The organism is Pseudomonas sp. B3(2017), from assembly GCF_002113595.1.
Classification (GTDB): domain Bacteria; phylum Pseudomonadota; class Gammaproteobacteria; order Pseudomonadales; family Pseudomonadaceae; genus Aquipseudomonas; species Aquipseudomonas ekonensis.
Genome location: NZ_NEIU01000002.1, coordinates 234040 through 250966 on the forward strand (window position 1 = coordinate 234040; position 16927 = coordinate 250966).

Genomic DNA, 16927 nt, shown 5'->3' on the forward strand with positions numbered 1-16927 from the left:
CGATCAAGAGTCTGTAAGTGGCGAGTTAAGGAAAGATTAAAGGCGAAAGTGTGACGGGATGTTGGTGGGGAGATCAGAGAATTTCATGGCCGGTACTGGCCCGATCGCCAGCAGGCTGGCTCCCACAGGGATTGCTGTTCAACTGAACAGATCCGTTCGAATGTGGGAGCGAGCCTGCTCGCGATGACGCTCTGACAGGCAAAAAAAGCGCGGCCCATGAGCCGCGCTTCTTCATTCAAGCCAAAGCCTTACTGCGTCTTGGCCTCGGTGCTTGCCGCCGGTTTGGCCACAGGCTTCTTGGCCGGCTCGGCCTTTTTCGCCGGTGCCTTGGCCGCAGGCTTTTTCGCCTCGGTCTTGGCCGCCGGTTTCTTCGCCGCCGGCTTGCTGGCGGCCTTCTTCGCCGGTTCGGCCTTCACAGGGGCCGCAGGCTTCGGCGCTTCCGCCGGAACAGGCGCGGGTGCCGGGGTCGGCGCAGGCGCCGGAGCTGGAGCCGGGGCTGGCGCAGGCTCCGGGGCCTTCACCGGCTCAGGCTTCTTGTCGTCGTCCGAACCGCCGAACAGGTTGGTGAAGAAGTTGCCCTTCTTCGCCGCCACGGCGCCACCCGCCGCACCGGCCGCCACCGCAGCGGCCGCGGCTGTCGGGCCGACCTTGACCGGCGCGAAGGATTTGCCCGCCGCGAGGTCTTCGACCTGGCCGGCGGCGCGCTGGCCGGTGCGCAGCGCACCTTCCAGGGTGCCCGGATACAGGGTGTCGGTGTGCTCGCCGGCGAACGTCACCCGCTGCAGCGGCTGTTCCCACAGGCGCCAGAACTTGCTGATCTGGCCCGGGCCGAAGGCCAGGTACGAACCGCCGGTGGACGGGTCGGTGCTGTAGCGGCGGATCTCATAGCCGGTGAACGAACCGCGGGCCTGCGGATAGAACGCATGCAGACGGATCAGCACCTGATCGACCATCTGCTTGTCGCCGAACGCCTGCATCACCCGCGCGTTGTCGCCGGACAGGTTGATCACCACGTTCGCCCCGCCCTTGAGCGCAGGCTCGACCCAGAGCATGCCCAGGCCGGTGTTGCTGTAGATCTCGCCGGACATCCGCGCCTTGCTTTCCCACACCGGCGTCTTGAACTTGAGCATGATCTGGTCGCGCCAGCCGTAGTTGGTGCCCTTGATCGCCGCCTGGTGCTGGGCGTCCAGCGCCGGGGTCAGCTGGATCTTGCTCAGGGCGCGCAGCGGCACCGCCAGCACCACGTAGTCGGCCTGGTAGCCGACCGCGCCGACCTTGACGGTCACGCCGTCCTTGTCCTGGGTGATGGCCGACACCGGCGAGTTGGTCTTGATGGTCTTCAGTTGCTTGACGAAGGCCTGGGCCAGCACCGGGCTGCCGCCGACCAGGCGCGAGGCGCGCAGGTCACGGTCGGACACGCCGCGGTACACCCGGCTCTGCTGGGCGAAGTACAGCAGCGACAGGCGCGACGGCTCGTCGTAGCGGCTGCGGATCTGCTGGTTGATCAGCTGGCGGGCGGTGGCCGGCAGGTTCTGCTTGTCGAGCCAGCTGGACACGTTGATCTGGTCCAAGGCATGCAGAGTGTTGGTGGACGCCGGGTTCTGCGGATCGTCGATCGAGCGCGCCAGGTCGTCCAGGGTCTTCTCGTAGCGCTTGAGCGCATCGCCCGTGGCCGGCTGCTTGGCGGCGAGGTCGGCGGCGGAGAAGTACTCGCCGTCGATCAGGTAGCCCGGCGTGCGCACGAACTCAGGGGCCGGCGTGGTGCTCAGCTTGAAGGTCGACACGTACTTGTTCAGCACCGGCTGGGTCTTGTCGTTGCCGATCCACTCGCTGGTGGCCATGCCGGAACGGCCGCCGATGCTCGGCTTGGCTTCCAGCAGGGTGACCTGCCAGCCCTTGTTCTGCAGCTCGTAGGCGGCGGTCAGGCCCGACAGGCCGCCGCCGATCACGATCGCGGTTTTATCCTTGGCCAGCGCCGAAACGCTGAACAGCCCCAACACCACCAGCGCACAGGCGCGCAGCCAACCGACAGACATTCAGCGAACTCCGGAAATACACGGGAAAAAACGGTTTTTCGGGTCAGGCGACCCAGAGAACCGCGAAGAATACGTCAGCCATCAAAACGCCGCCAGCGACGTCTATCGCCCCAAGTAAAGTAGCTCAATCGACACAATGGGTTGTCCCGGCGCGACGCATTGCATAGGCTTGCGCGATTGTTTGCCCGCGCCAGGCGCGAGCCGTCCCGAGGAGACCGGAAATGGGCCTGAACGACCAGTGGATGCAGCGTGACCTCAAGGTCCTGTGGCACCCCTGCACCCAGATGAAAGACCACGAACAGCTGCCGCTGATCCCGATCCGGCGCGGCGAAGGCGTCTGGCTGGAAGACTTCGACGGCAAACGCTACCTCGATGCCGTCAGTTCCTGGTGGGTGAACGTATTCGGCCATGCCAACCCGCGCATCAACCAGCGGATCAAGGATCAGGTCGACCAGCTGGAGCACGTGATCCTGGCCGGCTTCAGCCACCAGCCGGTGATCGAGCTGTCCGAACGCCTGGTGAAGATGACGCCGCCAGGGCTGGACCGGGTGTTCTACGCCGACAACGGTTCGTCCTGCATCGAAGTCGCGCTGAAGATGAGCTTCCACTATTGGCTCAACCGCGGCCAGCCGGACAAGAAACGCTTCGTCACCCTGACCAACAGCTACCACGGCGAAACCGTGGCGGCGATGTCGGTCGGCGACGTGCCGCTGTTCACCGAGACCTACAAGGCGCTGCTGCTGGACACCCTCAAGGTGCCCAGCCCCGATTGCTACCTGCGCCCCGAAGGCATGAGCTGGGAGGAGCACTCGCGCAACATGTTCGCCGCGATGGAGCAGACCCTGGCCGAGCACCATGCCAGCGTCGCGGCGGTGATCGTCGAGCCGCTGATCCAGGGCGCCGGCGGCATGCGCATGTACCACCCGGTGTACCTCAAGCTGCTGCGCGAGGCCTGCGACCGCTACGGCGTGCACCTGATCCACGACGAGATCGCCGTCGGCTTCGGCCGCACCGGCACGATGTTCGCCTGCGAGCAGGCCGGCATCCGCCCGGACTTCCTCTGCCTGTCCAAGGCCCTGACCGGCGGCTACCTGCCGCTGGCGGCGTGCGTGACCACCGATGAGGTCTACAGCGCCTTCTACGACGACTACCCGACCCTGCGCGCCTTCCTCCACTCCCACAGCTACACCGGCAACCCGCTGGCCTGTGCGGCGGCGCTGGCGACCCTGGACATCTTCGAGCAGGACAACGTGATCGAGAACAACCAGGCGCTGGCCCGGCGCATGGCGTCGGCCACCGCGCACCTGGCCGATCACCCGCACGTCGCCGAAGTGCGCCAGACCGGCATGGTGCTGGCGGTCGAGATGGTCAAGGACAAGGCCTCGAAAGAGGCGTATCCCTGGCAGGAGCGCCGCGGCCTCAAAGTGTTCCAGCATGCGCTGGAGCGCGGCGCGCTGCTGCGTCCGCTGGGCAGCGTGGTGTATTTCCTGCCGCCGTATGTGATCACGCCGGAGCAGATCGACTTCCTCGCCGAAGTCGCCGGCGAAGGGATCGACATCGCCACCCGCGACAGCGTCAGCGTGGCGGTGCCGAAGGACTTCCACCCCGGCTTCCGCGATCCGGGCTGATTGCCGCAGAGTCCCCCTTGCGGGAATGTGCCTGCTCGCGATGACAGCGCCCCGGTTCGCCTGACGGCCCCCGTCGTCGCCATCGCGAGCAGGCTCGCTCCCACAGAACAGCCGCTGCGTACGCCCCACACCTTTTACAGAGACCCCGCATGAGACTGTCCCGCTTCTTCATCGACGCCCCCCTGAGCCTCGGCGAGCACGAACTGCCCGAAGCCCAGGCGCATTACATCAGCCGTGTGCTGCGCATGACCGAGGGCGATGCGGTGCAGCTGTTCGACGGTTCCGGCCAGGAGTTCCTCGGCGCACTGGCGGAGGTCGGCAAGAAGCGCGTGACGGTGCGCATCGACGAGCAGTTCGCCGGCCAGCCGGAATCGCCGCTGAGCATCCACCTCGGTCAGGGCCTTTCGCGCGGCGAGCGGATGGACTGGGCAATCCAGAAGGCCACCGAACTGGGCGTGAACGAGATCACCCCGATCTTCAGCGAGCGCTGCGAAGTGCGGCTCAAGGACGAACGCGCCGACAAGCGCCTGCTGCACTGGCGCCAGGTGGCGGTCAGCGCCTGCGAGCAGTGCGGCCGCTCGCGGGTGCCGGTGATCCATCCGCCGGTGCTGCTGGCCGACTGGCTGAAGCAGACCGAGGCCGACCTGAAACTGGTGCTGCACCCGGTGGCGGAGCCGCTGGTGAGCCACGCCAAACCAGCGAGCCTGGCGTTCCTGATCGGGCCGGAGGGCGGGTTGTCCGAGGCCGAGGTCGAGCAGGCCAAGGCCGGCGGTTTCCATGCCGCCCGTCTCGGCCCGCGGGTGCTGCGCACCGAGACCGCGCCGGTGGTGGCGCTGGCGGTGGCCCAGCAACTTTGGGGTGACTTCTAGAGCGCCATCGTCGGATCGCCGCCCGGAACAAGCCCGCTCCCACAGTGTTCCCTGTCGCTCACAAGCATTGCATACGCCACAAATACCTGTGGGAGCGGGCTTGCCCGCGATGGGCGGCACACGGACCTGAAGCCGGTCACTGCACCGGATCGCTCACCGGCCTGGCGATGATCGCCTTCAGCTCGACGGTCATCGGAAACTCCAGGTTCAGGCCCTTCGGCGGGATCGGCTGTTCGAACCATTTGCGGTAGATCCCGTTGATCTCGCCCGACGCGTACAAATCCCCCAACGCCCCGTTGACCAGCGCCAGGAACGGCGGGTCATCCTTGCGCACCATGCAGCTGTAGATCTCCCGCGACTGCTCCTCCCCCACCACCACCCAATTGTGCGGATCCCGGGCCTTGGCCCGTTCGCCGTAGAGCAGCGCGTCGTCCATGTAGAACGCCGCCGCCCGCCCCGACTGCAGCATCTGGAACGCTTCGCCGTGGTCCTTGGCGCTGATCACGAACATGTCGAGCTTGTGGTCGAGGTTGTAGCTCTTGAGGTAGCGCTCGTTGGTGGTGCCGGCGGTGGTCACCACGTTCTTGCCGCGCAGGTCGTCGAAGCGCTGGATGCCGCTGTCCTTGGCCGTCAGCAGCTGTCCTTTGACGTAGATGAAGCCGTAGGAGAACGCCACTTGCTTCTGGCGCTCGGCCGTCACCCCGGTGGAGCCGCACTCCAGGTCGACGGTGCCGTTCTGCACCAGCGGAATGCGGGTCTGCGAGGTCACCAGGTTGTATTTCACCTTCAGCTCCGGCAACGCCAGTTGCTGGCGGATGCGTTCGACGATCTTGCCCGCCAGCTCCACCGAGTAGCCCATCGGCTGGCCGGTGTTGTCCCCTATGTAAGAGAACGGCACCGAGGCGTCGCGGTAGCCCAGGGTGATGCTATTGGCGCCGGCGATCTTGGCCAGCGTGCCGCCCAGCGGTGCTTCGCCGGCGTGGGCTTGGGTTTGGGCTTGAGCGCCGAGCAACAGACCGAGGGTGCAGCCGAGCAACGTGATTTTTTGCATTGTTGTTCTCCGTTGTGGGTGTTCGGGGTTCAGACGTGGGGATTGAAGCCGTGCAGGTCGATGGACGGCCGGCGCTGGCCGATCAGCTCGCTGAGCAGTTGCCCGCTGGCGCAGGCCAGGGTGAACCCGAGCGCGCCGTGGCCCAGGTTCAGCCACAGGTTGCGGTAGGCCGTGGCGCCCAGCAGCGGTACGCCGGTGGGGGTGGCCGGACGCATGCCGGCCCATTCCACGGCGGCGCCGTAATCGCCGGCCTCGGGGAAAGTGTCGCGGGCCTGGCGCCGGATCAGGGCCAACCGCGCGGGATCCACGGCCGGGTCGAAGCCTACGATGTCGACCATCGCCGCCACCCGCAGCTGTTCGCCGATCCGGGCGTAGACGATCTTGCGGTCGTAGTCGGTGATGCTCACGTCCGGCGCCCGATGCCCCTCGCCGATCGGCACGGTCAGGCTGTAGCCCTTGAGCGGGTACAGCGGCAGGCGCAGACCCGGCAGCGCCAGCAGCGGGCTGCGGTGGCCGGCGGCGATCACCAGTTGATCGACCGCCAGCACCTCGTCGCCCAATTCGATGGCCGTGACCTCTGCGTCGCGGTGGCGCAGGCCGGTCACCGTCCGGCCCAGGCGAAACTCACACAACCCGGAGACCTCCAGCCGCGCCGCCAGTTGCCGGCAAAAGCCGTGGCAATCGCCGACTTCCTCGTCCGGCGTATGGATCCCGCCCACGAATGGCCCGTCGGCCAGCGCCGGTTCCAGCTGCGCGCACTCGGCGGCGCTCAGCACCTGCTGCTGCCGGGGGTCGGCCAGGTGCCGGCGGGCCTGGGCGAAACGGCCGGCATCGCGGAACGTCACCAGTTTGCCGTTGCGCCGCCAGTGGAACCCGGCGAGGCCGTCCTCCTCGCGCCAGGCCTTCAGTGTGCGCTGGCTCAATAGCGCCAGGCGCAGCAGGTGCGCGGCGTTTTCACGGTTCACCGAACTGCGGCAGGCGGCCAGGAACGCCGCCATCCAGCGCCACTGCTGCGGATCCAGGCGCGGGCGCAGCTTGAGCGGCGAGTCGCCGCGCAGCATCCAGCCGAGGGCCTGCCACGGCACGCCGGCGTCGGCCAGCGGCGCGACGTAGCGGTAGGACAACTGTCCGCCGTTGGCGAAACTGGTCTCGGCGCCGAAGCTGTCGCGGGCCTCGACCACCGTCACCCGCAAGCCGTCGCGCACCAATGCATAGGCCGTTGCCAGGCCGATCACGCCGCCGCCGATGATGCACACACGCTGAGCCATGTCCGTCCTTAACCGTTCGTGAAGACGAGGCCGAGGTTAGTGCCAGGTGACAGGCGCCGGACAATGAATAAAGATGCCAGACCCATAAGCAAAGGTTATGGACTTGCCATGCGCCTACGTCACATCGAGGTCTTCCAGGCCATCCGCCAGACCGGCTCGGTCAGCGCCGCCGCGCAGCTGCTGCATGTCTCACAGCCGGCGGTGACCAAAGTGCTGCAGCACGCCGAACAGCAATTGGGCTTCGCCCTGTTCCTGCGGGTGCGCGGCAAGCTGCAGCCGACCCCGGAAGCGCTGGAGCTGGAGCGCGAAGTCGACAAGGTCAGCGAAAGCCTGCAAGGCGTGCGGCGCCTGGCCCAGAGCCTGCGCCGCACGCCCGGCCGCAGCCTGCGGATCGGCGCGACCCCGGCCCTGGCGCTGTCGCTGCTGCCGCCGGCCATCCACGAATGGACGGTGCGCTGGCCGGACATCGCCTGCGAGCTGTCCAGCGCCCACAGCCGCGAACTGACGCAGAACCTGCTGATGCGCGAGGTGGACGTGGCCCTCACCCTGCAACTGCCCGACCATCCGGGGCTCAAAGCCCAGGCGTTGGCGTCGGGGGTGCTGGTGGCGCTGGCGCCGAAGGGGTTCTGGCCGCCGGAGGACGCCGGCCGGCCGCTGCCGCTGACGGCGCTGGCGGACGCGCCGCTGATCGGCCTGTCCAGCGCCGACCCGCTGGCCGCCCGGCTCGACCGTTACCTCGAAGCGGTGGAGCCGCCGCCTCGGGTGCGCATCGCCGTGCAGACTTACTCGCTGGCGCGGGCGATGGTGGAGTCCGGCGCCGGCGTCGCAGTGATCGACCCGTTCACCGCCCTCGGCGCCGCCCCGGCGACCACGACGCTGCGGCCGCTGGCCCCGCCGCTGCCGATCACCCTGTACGCGGTGATCCGCGCCAGCGAACCGCCGCCCCATGCGCTGAGCGACTTGCTGGAGATCTTCAGCCGCCGGGCCCGGGAACAGCTCGGTGGCCCGGGCGCCGCACAACACTGATCGGCAGGCCGGCGCCTACAAAACGTAAAACCAGATCGCCACGAAGTGCAGCAGGCTCCCGGCGATCACGAACAGGTGCCAGATCCCGTGGGCATGCCGCAGCCGGTGGTCGAGGGCGAAAAAGATGATGCCCACGGTGTACAGCACGCCGCCCGAGGCCAGCCAGGCGAAACCCGCAGGCCCCAGCGCATCGAGCAGCGGCTTGACCGCCACCAGCACGATCCAGCCCATCACCGCGTAGATCACGATGGACAGGATCCGCGCCTCCGAGCGCGGTTTGATCTCCTGCAGGATGCCGATCAGCGCCAGCCCCCAGACGATCCCGAACAGCGTCCAGCCCCACGGCCCGCGCAGCGTCACCAGGCAGAACGGCGTGTAGCTGCCGGCGATCAGCAGGTAGATCGAAAAGTGATCGACCTTCTTCATGATCGCTTTCTTGCGCCCCCGCACGCTGTGGTACACGGTCGAGGCGCTGTACAGCACCAGCAAGGTGAAGGCGTAGATTGCCACGCTGACGATCTTCCACGGACTGCCGTCCAGGCTGGCGATCACCACCAGCCAGATCCCGCCGATGAAGGCCGCCACCGCCCCGACCAGGTGCGTCCAGGCGTTGAGTTTTTCCCCGTGATACATGTGTCGCTGACCTCAGATTCATGACCGCCGCGCGCAAGGCTCGGGCCTTGAGCGTAAAAGCGCAATGTTTCGGTTCGACGCGGGCCTGCGCCTGTCCGGTTAATTGGGCACAATCGACCGAAATCAAGAAGAGTCCGCGCCATGCTGATCGACGAAGAATTGACCCTGAAGAAACTCGAGGTGTTCCTCGCCTTCATGCGCACCGGCAACCTCGCCCGGGCCGCCGCCGAACTGCAGACCAGCAACGTCAGCGTGCACCGCGCCATCCATTCGCTGGAGAGCGCCCTGCGTTGCCCGCTGTTCAAGCACGAGGGGCGCAGCCTGACGCCGCTGGAAAGCGCCTACGTGCTGGAGGAGCGGGCGCAGAAGCTGATCCAGGACGTGGTCGAGAGCGTGCGCCTGACCCGCGAGGCCGCCGGGTTCTCCGCCGAACGCTTCAAGCTGGGCTCCCTCTACTCGCTGACGGTGAAGACTGTGCCGCAGCTGATCATGGGCCTGAAGATCCGCCGCAGCGAACTCAACATCGACCTGATCCTGGGCTCGAACATCGACCTGCTCTACAAGCTCAAGAACATGGAGGTCGATGCGATCCTGGTGTCGCTGGACGACAGCGTCAGCGACCCGGACTGCGAACAGATCCCGCTGTTCTCCGACGACATTTTCCTGGCCACCCCGGCCGACTCGCGGTTCGCCCAACGCAGCGAGGTCGACCTGGCCGACGTGCGCGACGAGACCTTCATCACCCTGACCCAAGGCTTCGCCACCCATCAGGACGGCATCCGGGTGTTCCGCCAGGCGGGGTTCGAGCCGAAGGTGGCGATGCAGGTCAACGACATCTTCACCCTGCTGAGCATGGTCAGTTCCGGGGTGGGCTATGCGCTGCTGCCGGGGAGGATCGCGGCGGTGTACGAAAACCGGGTGAAACTGATCCCGTTGCAGGAAAAGTACCGGTTGCAGCAGCACATCGGCGTGGTGTTCCTCAAGGCCAAGGAACGCGACCCGAACCTGCTGGCGTTGCTGGCGGAGTGCCGGATGTACGCCAACCGCCAGGCCTGAGGCCGGGCGCCCCCGATCGCCGGCCTGCTGGCGATTGAGGGCAACCCGGCACCCGACGTCAGCCGACGATCCCGCGCACGATGAAGAACAGCACCGAAGGCCCCAGCAGGCAGCCCAGCCCGGTGTGGAACGTCGCCGTCAGCGCGCCGTAGGGCACCAACCGCCGGTCCGTCGCCGCCAGTCCCGCGGTCACGCCGCTGACGGTGCCGGCCAGGCCGCCGAACACCATCGCCGAACGCGGGTTGTCCAGGCCCATCCAGCGCGCCGCCACCGGGGTGCCGACCATCACCAGGATCGCCTTGATCAGCCCGGTGGCGATCGACAGCGCCATCACGTCGGACGTCGCGCCGATCGCCGCGCCGGTCACCGGCCCCACGATGTAGGTCACCGCCCCGGCGCCGATGGTGGTCATGCTGACCGCGTCGCGGTAGCCGAAGGCCCAGGCCATGCACGCACCGACGATGAACGGCAGCACCGTGCCCAGCAGCAGCGCGACCACGCCGATCAGCCCGGCCTTCCTCGCCTCGGTGGCCTGCACCTCGAACGCCGTGGCGACGATGGCGAAGTCCCGCAGCATCGCCCCGCCCATCAGGCCGATGCCGGAGAACAGGGTCAGGTCCGCCAGCCCTTTCTGCCCGCCGGTCAGCGTGCCGCCGACCCAGGCCAGCACCAAGCCAATGACGATGGCGATGGCCGAACCGTGGATGCGCCCGAACGTCAGGCGCCTGGAGAGAATCACCGACACCCACATGATCACGCCGACGAACGCGAACGCGGTGACCAGACCGTTGTGCTCCAGACCTTTCTCGATGAGATCCCACATGTCAGCGACCTCCCGCCGGGGCGGCCATCGGGGCCGGCTGCGCCGGCTCGTCCGGCAACGGCTCGCCTTTGTTCGTACGGCTGATCAGGGCAATGGTGCAGCCGCAGACCACCACCGAACCGATCGCCGCCAGCACCGCCACCGGGCCGCCGTGCAGCGCGGTGACGACGTTCTGCTGCGCGGCCATCGCCACCACCACCGGAATGTACATGGCGCCCCAGAAGCCGACGCCCATCTCGCAGTCCTTGGTCATGCCGCCGCGCCCGTGCATCCACAGCCGTGCGCAGATCAGCAGGATCATGGCGATCCCGACCCCGCCGACATTGGATTTGACCCCCAGCAGCACGCCGAGCAGGTCACCCATGATCACCCCTGCCAGCGTACAGATCGCCAGCAGCGCCACACCGTAAATAATCATTGTCGCAGTCCTCAAGTTGCATCGTCGGATGTTGTTTTTGTTGTTCGAAGCCTGAAGTTGGGTGGTCTAGGGTCGGCGGCCCTCCTCCTCACGCAGCAGCGCCTGCAGGGTGTCGGGCCGGGCGCCGTCGAAGGCGATCACCGTGCCTTGCTCGAACACCCGGCGCGCCAGCCCGGTCAGCACCGCGCCGGGCGGCAGTTCGATCTGCAGCCGCACGCCGCGCTCATAGGCGCCTTGCACGGTGCCGCGCCAGTCCACCACACGGCACATGTTGAAGGCCAGGTCGTCGCGCAGGGCTTCGGGCCTGGTGAGCGGACGCGCACGGCTGCCGCTCAGGTATGCGATCTTCGGCGCCTGCACCGGCACGGCGGCGAACGCGTCGGCCAGCACCTGCGCGGGGCCCTCCAGCAGCGGGCAGTGCGACGGCACGCTCACCGCCAGCCGTTTCGCCAGGCCCGCCCCACGGCGGCGCGCCAGCTCCGCCACCGCGTGCATCGCGGGATCGCAGCCGGCGATCACCACTTGGCTGTCGGCGTTGATGTTGGCCAGGTAGACCGGGGATTCGCCGCTGTGCACCTGCGCGACCAGCGCTTCCACGGCCTCCGGAGGCAGGCCGGTGATGGCGGTCATGCCGAAGCCCTGCGGATAGGCCTGCTGCATCAGTTCGCCGCGCAGGCTGACCAGGCGCAACGCATCGCCGAAGCTCAACGCCTGCGCCACCACCGCCGCCGGGTAGGCGCCGATGGACAGGCCGGCGACATAATCCACCTGCGCACCGTCCTGCAGCAGCTGTCGGGCCGCCGCCACGCCGGCGATCAGCAGGCAGAGCTGAACCGCCCGTGTCGTGCGCAGGGCCTGCGGCGAGTCCAGCCGCGTGACGTCTTCGCCCAGCGCATCGCTGGCCTCCGCCAGCGTTTGCCGGGGCAACGGCCGGAGCATGCCCGGCTGCTGCGCGCCCTGGCCGGGGAACACCAGCAGGCTGCTCACGCCGCCAGCTCCTGCGGGTTCCACGGATCGCTGACCAGGTACGCCCGCTGCGCACTTTTGAGCAGCACCCTTGCCGAAGCGCCCGCCCACTCACGCAGGGCCACCGCCCCGGACGGCGTCTGCAACTGCAGATCGATCCGGCAGGCCGCACGCTCAAGCAGCGCCAGCAACTGGCGCGCCTGATGACGGGGCAACCGCTGCGGCGTGCGCAGGATCAGGTCGAGGTCGCTGCCGGCGTGCATCGCGGCAAACCCGCTCGCCAGTTCGAACCCGGCGCTGCCGCTGACGCCCCAGGCCCAGCCGCCGTCGTCGAGCAGCGGGCGAAGCTGCCTGAGCGCCCGCATCGCCGGCAGGTCACGGGGACTGTCGACGTGGCACAGCGCCTCCGGACTGACCCGGCGCACCACCGAATCGGCCGCCATGAACGCCGCCCAACGCTGCTCCCGCGCCGCACCGCGCAGGCCAACAGCAACCTGACCGGGTGCGCCCTCTGCACGCCGCACCACCACCGGATGGCCGGCGCGCAACGACTCGACCGCCCACAGCGGCGCCTGCGCCGGCAGCTGCGCCGGGGTCATGCCCCAGAGCAGATCGTGGGGCAGCGGCCAGGACAGGCTCACCACTGCGCCCTCAGCAGTTCGCGCACCCGGCTCGACGCGGCGCGGTTGGCCGCGCCGAGGCGCCCGCCCAGGCCCGCCGACGACACATCGGCGATGGCCTGCCGCAGGCATTCGCTCACCCGCGCCAGATCCTCCGCCGTCGGCTGTTCGGTCTGCGCCACCGACAGGGTTTCCCACAGCAGGCCCAGGCTGGCGTAGCTGTCGATGTCGTAAGCCATGGGCGGCACGCTGGACGCCAGCGCCTCCAGTTCCTCGACGCTGCGCAAGGTCACCCGCGCCGCCGAAGCCTTGCCCATCGCGTGCACCATCACCCCCGGATCCCGCAGGGCGATCAAGCGGTTGGCCTGATAACCGTGGGCCAGGAACGCCCCGGACATGGCCTTGCCCACCAGCAGCGCGATCACCGGGTGCCCGGCCAGGCGTGCTCGGGCATAGCTGTCCGCCGCCCCGGCCAACGCCTGATGGATGCCGAGGGCCTCTTCGCGACGGCCGTAGGACTGGCTCGGCACATCGACGATGGCGATCAGGGCCCGTTTGTGAGATGCGTCGCGGTCGGCCACAACGGCGTCGTCCACGGCCTTGGCCAGGCCCCAGCCCTCCAGCAGGCCGACCTCGCCCTGACGGGCGCGGGGAAAACGGTTGTCCGGATCGGCCACCACCGCCAGCAGACGACCCAGGGCGACGTCCGCCACCCGCAGCGACGGCGGCAAGCCTTCGAGCGCCGGCGCACCGCCGCTCAATGCGTTGAACCAGTTCAGGCCCCGCAGGGATATTCCGCTCATGAACGCTCTCCTTGATACAGGTCGCGAACCACCGAGGGTTCGATCTGCGCCTCGGCGTCCAGGCTCGCCAGACGCTGCAAAAACCACTCGGCGCGCCGGCTGCGCGGGTGCGCCGGCAGGCCCTGGTGCAGCAGGTCGGCGACCTGCCCGCGAATCTGCGCCACGTCATCGGCCACGTAGCGGTCCGCCAGCCCGCTGGCGAAACGCTGCTCGCCGCCGGTCAGGCTCCAGATGAACGGCCGGTCCCGCGAGTCGTACTCGGCGATGCCGGCTTCCTGCTCGATCACCTGCGGCCCGTTCAGGCCCAGCCGGGCTTCCTGGGTCACCAGCAGGTAGCTGCACAGGCCGGCGGCGATCGACATGCCGCCGAAGCAGCCGACGCTGCCGGCCACCACGCCGACCACCGGCCGGTACTGCTGCAGGTCGATAATCGCCGCATGGATGTCGGCAATCGCCGCCAGCCCCAGGTTGGCCTCCTGCAAGCGCACGCCGCCGGTCTCCAGCAGCAGGACGGCGCGGGTCGGGATGCCGTTGCGGTTGTCCTCGGCGGCCAGCTCCAGCGCGCCGGCGATCTTCGCCCCGCCGACCTCGCCGAGGCTGCCGCCCTGGAACGCGCCTTCGATGGCGGCAACGACCACCGGCAGGCCGTCGAGGCTGCCTTTGGCGATCACCACGCCGTCGTCGGCCTGAGGGACGACGCCCTGGCGCTCCAGCCACGGCGACATGACGCGCTGGAACGGGTCGAGCAGCTCGCGGAAGGTGCCGGCGTCGAGCAAGGCCTTGGCCCGTTGCCGCGCACCGAGCTCGACGAAGCTGTGCTTGTTCAGCAACGTTGCGCTGTCAGTCATGGCCGATCTCCTCGAAGCCTTGTTCCAGACGCAGGCGAACCACGCCGGGGGTGGCGCCGAAGTCGTGGATCTCGATATTCATGGCCGGCGGCACCGTGCCGTCGAACATCCGCACGAACAGATGCCGCCAGCGCTGCCCGCTGCCGTTGACCGAGGTCTGCACGCTGATCGACAGCGTGCCGGCCAGGCCCGGTTCGATCAGCACCTCCAGATCGCCGGAGCCGACGCAGCCCACCAAGGCACGTCCGCGCGGCGGCTGACCGGCGGGGAATTCAAACGATAGGGTTTCCATCAATACGCTCCCTGAAGGATGCCGCCGTGACCGATCCGGTCGAGCAGCAAGGTGGCGGCGAGCAGATCGGCGGCGCCGCCGGGCGAGGCATTCAATGCGATGAGTTGCCGGTCCAGCGCGTGCAGATGCCGGCGGCCGGCCAGGCTGGCGCTGCCGCCGCCGTCGAGCACGGCCTGGGCCCCGCGCTGCATGGCGTGCAGGCCGGGTTCCCCGGCGCGGTACAGCACGCAGGTGTCGGCCAGGCCGGTCATGATCGCCAGCAAGGCGTCGAGCCTGGCGTTCTGCTCGCCGTGGCCGGCGGCGCGGCTGCGTTCGAGCTGCGGCAGGCCGCGCCCGGTGACCGCCGGGAAGCCCAGTTGCGCTTCCTCGCGGGCGCCACGGGCGCCGTAGCGCAGGGCGACCTGGGCGCCATGGCTCAACGGACGCGGCGCATGACGGTCCTCCAGCAGCGCCAGGCGCGCGGCGCGCAGGGCGACCGCACCGGCACCGCTGGATTCAGGCGCCAGCGCCGCGGCCGTCACCAGCAGGCCCAAGGCCCAGATCGCGCCGCGGTGAGTGTTGACGCCGCCGGTGGTGGCCAGCATCGCCTGTTCGCCTTCACGGCCGATGCGGCCGACGGTTTCGCGCAACGCCAGGTCAATCGTTCCGGTCTCGGTGGCGGCTTCGGCCATTTCCTTGTAGGCCGGCCAGAGCGCCAGCGCCGAGGCATGCATCAGCCCCAGGTGCAGATCGGTGTGGGCGCCGTTGCCGCGACGGTCGACCAGGGCCGGTTTCGGCGACAGGTCGGCCTCGTCGATCAGCGCGTCCACCGCCAGGTCCGCCAGGCGCTCGGCCAGGCTGACGGGTTTCGCTTGCGGATGGAGTGCGTGCATCACCAACTCCTGAACTTGGCGGGCGGGTTGTAGAGGCCGCCGGACCACTCGACCAGGTCGGCCACGCTTTTGGCCGCCAGCAGTTCGCGGGTGGCGTCGGTGCGGCGGATGCCGAGGTCTTCGGGCAAGGCCACCAGGCCCTCGCGGCGCAGGCGCTCGGTGTCTTTCGGGTCATGGCGCAGGCCGATGGCGGTGACCCCGGCCACCGCCGCGATCATCGCCCGGCGCTCGTCCAGCGAACGGGCCTTGTACAGGTAGGCGATGCCTTCTTCGGTGAGCAGGTGGGTGACGTCGTCGCCGTAGATCATGACCGGCGCCAGCGGCATGCCGCTCTTCTTCGCCACGTCCACGGCGTCGAGGGTCTCGACGAAGGTCGGCTTGCCGCCCTCCTGGAACGTCTCGACCATCTGCACCACCAGTTTCTTGCCCCGTTCGAGCATCGGCTGCGCCGAATCGGTGTGGCGCATGTCCAGCCAGGCCGGGGTGCCGTGACGGCGGCCGCGGGGGTCGTGGCCCATGTTCGGCGCACCGCCGAAACCGGCCAGGCGCCCGCGGGTGACGGTGGAGGAATGGCCGTCGCCGTCGACCTGCAACGTGGCGCCGATGAACAGGTCCACCGCGTACTGCCCCGCCAGTTGGCTGAACATCCGGTTGGAGCGCAGCGAGCCGTCGCGGCCGGTGAAGAACACGTCCGGGCGGGCAGCGATGTACTGCTCCATCCCGAGCTCGGTGCCGAAGCAATGCACGCTCTCGACCCAGCCGCTTTCGATGGCCGGGATCAGGGTCGGGTGCGGGTTGAGCGTCCAGTTGCGGCAGATCTTGCCCTTCAGGCCCAGGGACTCGCCGTAGGTCGGCAGGATCAGCTCGATGGCGGCGGTGTTGAAGCCGATGCCGTGGTTGAGCGACTGCACGTTGTGTTTTTCGTAGATGCCACGGATCGCCATCATCGCCATCAGCACGTGCACCGGCTTGATGTGCCGGGGGTCGCGGGTGAACAGCGGCTCGATGTAGAACGGCTTGTCCGCCACCACCACGAAATCCACCCACGAGGCGGGAATGTCGACGCGGGGCAATTCGCTGACGTCGTCCACCAATTGGTTGACCTGGACGATGACGATGCCGTCGCTGAACGCCGCCGGCTCGATCAGCGCCGGGGTGTCCTCGGTGCTGGGGCCGGTGTAGATGTTGCCGGCGCGGTCGGCCATGAAGCCGGCCGAGAGCACCACGTTGGGCGTCAGGTCCACCACCAGCCGCGCATAGAGTTCGATGTAGGTGTGGATCGCGCCGATCTCCAGCAGGCCGTCCTCCAGCAACTGGCTGATGCGCAGGCTCTGGGTGCCGGCGAAGGAGAAGTCCAGCTTGCGGGCGATGCCGCGCTCGAACAGGTCCAGGTGCTCGGAGCGGCCGACGCTGGGCATGATCATGTGCAGGTCGTGCAGCTTCGACGGGTCGGCCTTGGCCAGGGCCCGGGACAGGAAGTCCGCCTGCTTCTGGTTGTTGCCCTCCAGGACCACTCGGTCGCCGGGCAGGATCAGCGCTTCGAGCGCCGCGACGATCCGGTCGGTCGGCAGCACCGCACCGTCGGCCAGGCCGCTCACCCGGTCGAGGCGACGCCGCTTCTCGTCACGCCGCCGCGTCCAGCGCGGGTCGGGGGTCATTGTTGTTGTCATGCTCACTCCACGGGGTTCGCTGTCGTGGAGCCAACCTTAGGAGCGGGC

General features: G+C 68.4%; 17 protein-coding genes. 4 read left to right on the top strand and 13 right to left on the bottom strand.

What is annotated here, in order from left to right; genetic code table 11:
* Positions 1-248 precede the first annotated feature (248 nt).
* Entirely contained in the window at positions 249-2036 is a 1788-nt protein-coding gene (locus tag CAG33_RS03660; protein ID WP_085636960.1) for a flavin monoamine oxidase family protein, read from the bottom strand.
* Between the two features lie 221 nt (positions 2037-2257).
* On the opposite strand from CAG33_RS03660, the gene CAG33_RS03665 reads away from it, so the two are divergent.
* Both CAG33_RS03665 and CAG33_RS03670 read left to right on the top strand, forming a co-directional pair.
* Positions 2258-3664, top strand: a complete 1407-nt coding sequence (locus CAG33_RS03665; protein WP_085580785.1) for an adenosylmethionine--8-amino-7-oxononanoate transaminase — start codon at positions 2258-2260, stop codon at positions 3662-3664.
* Positions 3665-3813: 149 nt separating this feature from the next.
* Positions 3814-4533 (top strand): 16S rRNA (uracil(1498)-N(3))-methyltransferase, encoded by a 720-nt coding sequence (locus CAG33_RS03670; RefSeq protein WP_085580787.1) that lies wholly within the window; start codon positions 3814-3816, stop codon positions 4531-4533.
* A gap of 136 nt (positions 4534-4669) precedes the next feature.
* Here the strand turns inward: CAG33_RS03670 and CAG33_RS03675 are convergent, their stop codons facing one another.
* Complete coding sequence (locus CAG33_RS03675; protein WP_085630034.1) at positions 4670-5584, bottom strand: transporter substrate-binding domain-containing protein; 915 nt, start codon at positions 5582-5584, stop codon at positions 4670-4672.
* Positions 5585-5613: 29 nt separating this feature from the next.
* On the bottom strand, positions 5614-6852 hold the full coding sequence (locus CAG33_RS03680) for a D-amino acid dehydrogenase (RefSeq protein ID WP_085636964.1): 1239 nt from the start codon (positions 6850-6852) through the stop codon (positions 5614-5616).
* A 108-nt stretch (positions 6853-6960) separates the two neighbouring features.
* Between CAG33_RS03680 and CAG33_RS03685 the strand changes: the two genes are divergently transcribed.
* On the top strand, positions 6961-7878 hold the full coding sequence (locus CAG33_RS03685) for a LysR family transcriptional regulator (RefSeq protein WP_085636967.1): 918 nt from the start codon (positions 6961-6963) through the stop codon (positions 7876-7878).
* 15 nt (positions 7879-7893) lie between these two features.
* Here the strand turns inward: CAG33_RS03685 and CAG33_RS03690 are convergent, their stop codons facing one another.
* On the bottom strand, positions 7894-8511 hold the full coding sequence (locus tag CAG33_RS03690; protein WP_085580795.1) for a hemolysin III family protein: 618 nt from the start codon (positions 8509-8511) through the stop codon (positions 7894-7896).
* 141 nt (positions 8512-8652) lie between these two features.
* Here CAG33_RS03690 and CAG33_RS03695 point away from each other — a divergent pair, with 141 nt between their 5' ends.
* Positions 8653-9567, top strand: coding sequence for a LysR substrate-binding domain-containing protein (locus CAG33_RS03695; protein WP_085636970.1), 915 nt, complete (start codon positions 8653-8655; stop codon positions 9565-9567).
* A 58-nt stretch (positions 9568-9625) separates the two neighbouring features.
* On the opposite strand, the gene madM is transcribed toward CAG33_RS03695, so the two are convergent.
* The 9 genes from madM to mdcA form a co-directional block, all read right to left on the bottom strand.
* Positions 9626-10390 carry a malonate transporter subunit MadM gene (gene madM / locus CAG33_RS03700; RefSeq protein WP_085580799.1) on the bottom strand — a complete coding sequence of 255 codons (765 nt, stop codon included), beginning with the start codon at positions 10388-10390 and terminating at the stop codon, positions 9626-9628.
* 1 nt (position 10391) lies between these two features.
* On the bottom strand, positions 10392-10808 hold the full coding sequence (gene madL, locus CAG33_RS03705) for a malonate transporter subunit MadL (protein WP_085636973.1): 417 nt from the start codon (positions 10806-10808) through the stop codon (positions 10392-10394).
* A 66-nt stretch (positions 10809-10874) separates the two neighbouring features.
* Positions 10875-11795 carry a malonate decarboxylase subunit epsilon gene (gene mdcH / locus CAG33_RS03710; RefSeq protein ID WP_085636976.1) on the bottom strand — a complete coding sequence of 307 codons (921 nt, stop codon included), beginning with the start codon at positions 11793-11795 and terminating at the stop codon, positions 10875-10877.
* Positions 11792-12415, bottom strand: coding sequence for a malonate decarboxylase holo-ACP synthase (locus CAG33_RS03715; protein WP_371856099.1), 624 nt, complete (start codon positions 12413-12415; stop codon positions 11792-11794). Before CAG33_RS03715 ends, mdcH begins: the two co-directional genes overlap by 4 nt.
* On the bottom strand, positions 12412-13197 hold the full coding sequence (mdcE, locus tag CAG33_RS03720) for a biotin-independent malonate decarboxylase subunit gamma (RefSeq protein WP_085636979.1): 786 nt from the start codon (positions 13195-13197) through the stop codon (positions 12412-12414). The genes CAG33_RS03715 and mdcE overlap by 4 nt, the downstream gene beginning before the upstream one ends.
* On the bottom strand, positions 13194-14045 hold the full coding sequence (locus tag CAG33_RS03725) for a biotin-independent malonate decarboxylase subunit beta (RefSeq protein ID WP_085636982.1): 852 nt from the start codon (positions 14043-14045) through the stop codon (positions 13194-13196). The genes mdcE and CAG33_RS03725 overlap by 4 nt, the downstream gene beginning before the upstream one ends.
* The gene (locus CAG33_RS03730; protein WP_085636985.1) at positions 14038-14337 is read right to left on the bottom strand and encodes a malonate decarboxylase subunit delta; all 300 of its coding nucleotides are present in this window, start codon (positions 14335-14337) and stop codon (positions 14038-14040) included. The genes CAG33_RS03725 and CAG33_RS03730 overlap by 8 nt, the downstream gene beginning before the upstream one ends.
* Positions 14337-15209, bottom strand: a complete 873-nt coding sequence (locus CAG33_RS03735) for a triphosphoribosyl-dephospho-CoA synthase (RefSeq protein ID WP_085636989.1) — start codon at positions 15207-15209, stop codon at positions 14337-14339. Before CAG33_RS03735 ends, CAG33_RS03730 begins: the two co-directional genes overlap by 1 nt.
* Positions 15209-16879, bottom strand: a complete 1671-nt coding sequence (mdcA, locus tag CAG33_RS03740) for a malonate decarboxylase subunit alpha (RefSeq protein WP_085636992.1) — start codon at positions 16877-16879, stop codon at positions 15209-15211. The genes CAG33_RS03735 and mdcA overlap by 1 nt, the downstream gene beginning before the upstream one ends.
* Positions 16880-16927 lie beyond the last annotated feature (48 nt).

Coding starts and splice junctions, on each gene's coding strand:
- CAG33_RS03660 (WP_085636960.1), bottom strand. CDS start 2,036: ATGTCTGTCGGTTGGCTGCGCGCCTGTGCGCTGGTGGTGTTGGGGCTG.
- CAG33_RS03725 (WP_085636982.1), bottom strand. CDS start 14,045: ATGACTGACAGCGCAACGTTGCTGAACAAGCACAGCTTCGTCGAGCTC.
- CAG33_RS03690 (WP_085580795.1), bottom strand. CDS start 8,511: ATGTATCACGGGGAAAAACTCAACGCCTGGACGCACCTGGTCGGGGCG.
- CAG33_RS03675 (WP_085630034.1), bottom strand. CDS start 5,584: ATGCAAAAAATCACGTTGCTCGGCTGCACCCTCGGTCTGTTGCTCGGC.
- CAG33_RS03685 (WP_085636967.1), top strand. CDS start 6,961: ATGCGCCTACGTCACATCGAGGTCTTCCAGGCCATCCGCCAGACCGGC.
- mdcA (WP_085636992.1), bottom strand. CDS start 16,879: ATGACAACAACAATGACCCCCGACCCGCGCTGGACGCGGCGGCGTGAC.
- mdcE (WP_085636979.1), bottom strand. CDS start 13,197: ATGAGCGGAATATCCCTGCGGGGCCTGAACTGGTTCAACGCATTGAGC.
- CAG33_RS03730 (WP_085636985.1), bottom strand. CDS start 14,337: ATGGAAACCCTATCGTTTGAATTCCCCGCCGGTCAGCCGCCGCGCGGA.
- madL (WP_085636973.1), bottom strand. CDS start 10,808: ATGATTATTTACGGTGTGGCGCTGCTGGCGATCTGTACGCTGGCAGGG.
- CAG33_RS03665 (WP_085580785.1), top strand. CDS start 2,258: ATGGGCCTGAACGACCAGTGGATGCAGCGTGACCTCAAGGTCCTGTGG.
- CAG33_RS03670 (WP_085580787.1), top strand. CDS start 3,814: ATGAGACTGTCCCGCTTCTTCATCGACGCCCCCCTGAGCCTCGGCGAG.
- CAG33_RS03735 (WP_085636989.1), bottom strand. CDS start 15,209: ATGCACGCACTCCATCCGCAAGCGAAACCCGTCAGCCTGGCCGAGCGC.
- CAG33_RS03695 (WP_085636970.1), top strand. CDS start 8,653: ATGCTGATCGACGAAGAATTGACCCTGAAGAAACTCGAGGTGTTCCTC.
- madM (WP_085580799.1), bottom strand. CDS start 10,390: ATGTGGGATCTCATCGAGAAAGGTCTGGAGCACAACGGTCTGGTCACC.
- CAG33_RS03680 (WP_085636964.1), bottom strand. CDS start 6,852: ATGGCTCAGCGTGTGTGCATCATCGGCGGCGGCGTGATCGGCCTGGCA.